The sequence below is a fragment of the Caproiciproducens sp. MSJ-32 genome (assembly GCF_018918055.1).
Lineage (GTDB): Bacteria > Bacillota > Clostridia > Clostridiales > Clostridiaceae > Clostridium.
Genome location: NZ_JAHLPS010000048.1, coordinates 1 through 2,768, shown reverse-complemented (window position 1 = coordinate 2,768; position 2,768 = coordinate 1). Strand labels below are relative to the sequence as shown.

3 protein-coding genes are annotated in these 2,768 nt (G+C 30.5%); all 3 read left to right on the top strand.

Annotated features, from left to right (window positions below):
- Positions 1–125 precede the first annotated feature (125 nt).
- Genes KQI16_RS05750 through pstA form a run of 3 tightly spaced genes read left to right on the top strand, consistent with a single transcriptional unit; the run spans position 126 to position 2,683 of the window.
- Positions 126–971 carry a phosphate ABC transporter substrate-binding protein gene (locus KQI16_RS05750; RefSeq protein WP_216432741.1) on the top strand — a complete coding sequence of 282 codons (846 nt, stop codon included), beginning with the start codon at positions 126–128 and terminating at the stop codon, positions 969–971.
- 25 nt (positions 972–996) lie between these two features.
- Positions 997–1,887: a phosphate ABC transporter permease subunit PstC gene (pstC, locus tag KQI16_RS05745; protein WP_216432740.1), complete on the top strand. Its 891-nt coding sequence runs from the start codon at positions 997–999 to the stop codon at positions 1,885–1,887.
- Position 1,888: 1 nt separating this feature from the next.
- Positions 1,889–2,683, top strand: a complete 795-nt coding sequence (gene pstA, locus KQI16_RS05740; protein WP_216432739.1) for a phosphate ABC transporter permease PstA — start codon at positions 1,889–1,891, stop codon at positions 2,681–2,683.
- The last annotated feature ends 85 nt before the right edge of the window (positions 2,684–2,768 follow it).

The window sequence follows — 2,768 nt, the reverse complement described above, 5'->3', positions numbered from 1 at the left end:
ACCCTGTGATTCCAATATTTCTTATAAATATAAGTTATATCCATGTACTTTATTATGTCAATTATGAAAATCTAAGAATGATTGAGTATATTAAAGAAAATTAAAGATTATAGAGGGAGGAATTTATGAAAAAAATAAATTCAAGAATAATTTATATGTTATTAATTTTAGGGAGTATTTCAATTTACTTTACAAGCTGTGCATCAGCTAGTAATAATGAATCAAATAGTAGTGGAAATGCTATAATAGGTATTTCTGGATCTACTTCAGTAGGGCCCTTAATGGAAAAGTTAGCAGAGGCTTATGAAGAGGAAAACCAGGGAGTATCTATTGAAATAAATCAAGTTGGATCTTCTGCAGGAATTAAGGATGCCATAAATGGAATTTCAGAAATAGGAATGTCATCAAGAGCTCTTAAAGAAGAAGAGAAACAAGAAGTTAAGGGTACAGTCATTGCCTATGATGGCATTGCAGTAATAACAAATAAAGATAATCCAATTAAAAATCTTACTATGGATGAGATAAGAGGAATTTTTACAGGAGAAATAACTAATTGGAAAGAAATAGAAGGTGGAAAGGATGCACCTATAGTAGTTGCTTCTAGAGAAGATGGTTCAGGAACGAGAGATGCCTTTCAAGAGTTAGTAGATTATACAACAGAAGATCTAATTAGAAATTCACTTATTTCTAATGGTAATGGAGGTTTAAAACAAATAGTTATTGGAAATAAAAATGCAGTTGCTTTTGTCTCCTTTGAATACCTAGATGATTCTGTAAATATTGTAAGGGTTGATGGAATTGAGCCTACAGCTGAAGCAGTGAGAAATGGGAATTATAAGATTTCTAGACCTTTCTTAGTTGTAACAAAAGAAAGTAGATTAACTGAAAATGGTCAAAAATTAATTGATTTTATTTTAAGTGAAGAGGGACAAAAAATTGTGCTAGATAATAAATTGATTCCTGTTAAATAAGTAACTTACATTAGGAGAGGATAATATGTTAAATATAAATGAAAAAAATAATAATAGTAAATATTTAGCTGAAAAAGTATCAAAAATAATATTTTTATCTAGTGCCTTTATAGCAGTATTAAGTTTATTAGTAATTATAGGCTTTGTTTTTTATAAGGGATTGACGCCTTTTATTTCAAAAGGATATTCATTTATAGATTTTATTACTGGAACTGAATGGTACCCTAGTTCCGATAAGTATGGAGTACTTCCAATGATAGTGGCTTCAATTTATGGAACACTAGGTTCTTTAGTTTTAGGGGTACCTGTAGGAATTTTAACTGCAGTATTTATTGCTGAACTAGCAACAAAGAAAATAGGAAAGTTAATATCAACTGCTGTAGAATTATTAGCTGGTATTCCATCAGTTTTATTTGGAGTATTTGGATTAGCAGTTATAGTTCCCTGGATAATGAATAGCTTTAATTTAGCAAAAGGACAAAGTATTTTAGCAATTATTATAGTTTTATCAATAATGATGCTGCCTACAATAGTTACAGTTTCAGAAAGTGCAATAAGAGCTGTTCCTTATAGTTATAAGGAAGCTTCCCTTGGCTTAGGAGCATCTCATATAGAAACAACCTTCAAAGTGGTTTTACCAGCTGCAAAATCTGGTATACTATCAGCTGTTGTTCTTGGCCTAGGCAGGGCAATAGGTGAAACTATGGCAATAATATTAGTTGCAGGTAATTCAGTTACAATGCCAAAATCAATAATGGATTCTGTAAGGCCCTTAACAACTAATATTGCTTTGGAAATGGGATATGCTTTTGGTACCCATCAGGAAATGCTATTTGCTACGGGGGTAATTTTATTTGTATTTATATTGTTACTTAATTATATATTAAGTAAACTTTCTAGTAAGGAAGGTAAGTAGTATGAGAAAATTTAAAGAAAATTTATTAAAATTTATTGTTTATTTATCTGCATGTATTACAGTTGGCCTACTTATTATGATTTTAGGTTATATATTTGTAAAAGGTTTTTCTATGTTAAGTTGGGATTTTATCGTTAATGATTATGCAGCTTCAGGGGATGGTGGAATATTTCCAATGATTATAGCTACATTATATACAGTAATATTATCAATAGCTATTGCAACTCCTATAGGAGTGTTAGCAGCAATTTACCTAGCAGAATATGCAAAGCAAGGAAGAACTGTTAGAATAATAAGATTTGCTGTACAAAGTTTAGCGGGTATTCCATCAATAGTATATGGATTATTTGGATCAATATTTTTTGTAGTTGTATTAAAATTAGGATATTCACTATTGGCAGGTTCATTAACTGTTGCAATTATCATTTTACCAGTGATTATTAGTACAACAGAAGATGCAATAAAAACAGTTCCAATTTCCTATAAAGAGGCTTCCTTGGGCCTTGGAGCTACAAAATTCCAAACATTATATAAAGTAATATTACCAAGTTCCTTATCTGGAATTTTAGTAGGGATAATATTATCAGTAGGGCGTATAGTTGGGGAATCAGCAGCTATATTGCTTACAGCAGGAACAGTTGCCAAAATGCCTAATGGAATTATGTCAAGTGCCAGAACTTTAACAATACAAGCTTATTTGGTAACTCAAGAAGCAGGTAATATTCAAGAAGCTTCTGCAGTTGGAATAGTATTAATTTTAATCTTGGATTCGGCAAGTAATGCCGAAAGGCATTGAAATTAAAGGATTTTTTGTTCAAAAAAATTAAAAAGAAATCATCCCTTTTTAGTGTTAAAATATAATTACAAAAAACAAAACACAA

Bases quoted from the DNA above. Each gene is read 5' to 3' on its own strand.
- KQI16_RS05750 (WP_216432741.1), top strand. From the start codon at position 126: ATGAAAAAAATAAATTCAAGAATAATTTATATGTTATTAATTTTAGGG.
- pstC (WP_216432740.1), top strand. From the start codon at position 997: ATGTTAAATATAAATGAAAAAAATAATAATAGTAAATATTTAGCTGAA.
- pstA (WP_216432739.1), top strand. From the start codon at position 1,889: ATGAGAAAATTTAAAGAAAATTTATTAAAATTTATTGTTTATTTATCT.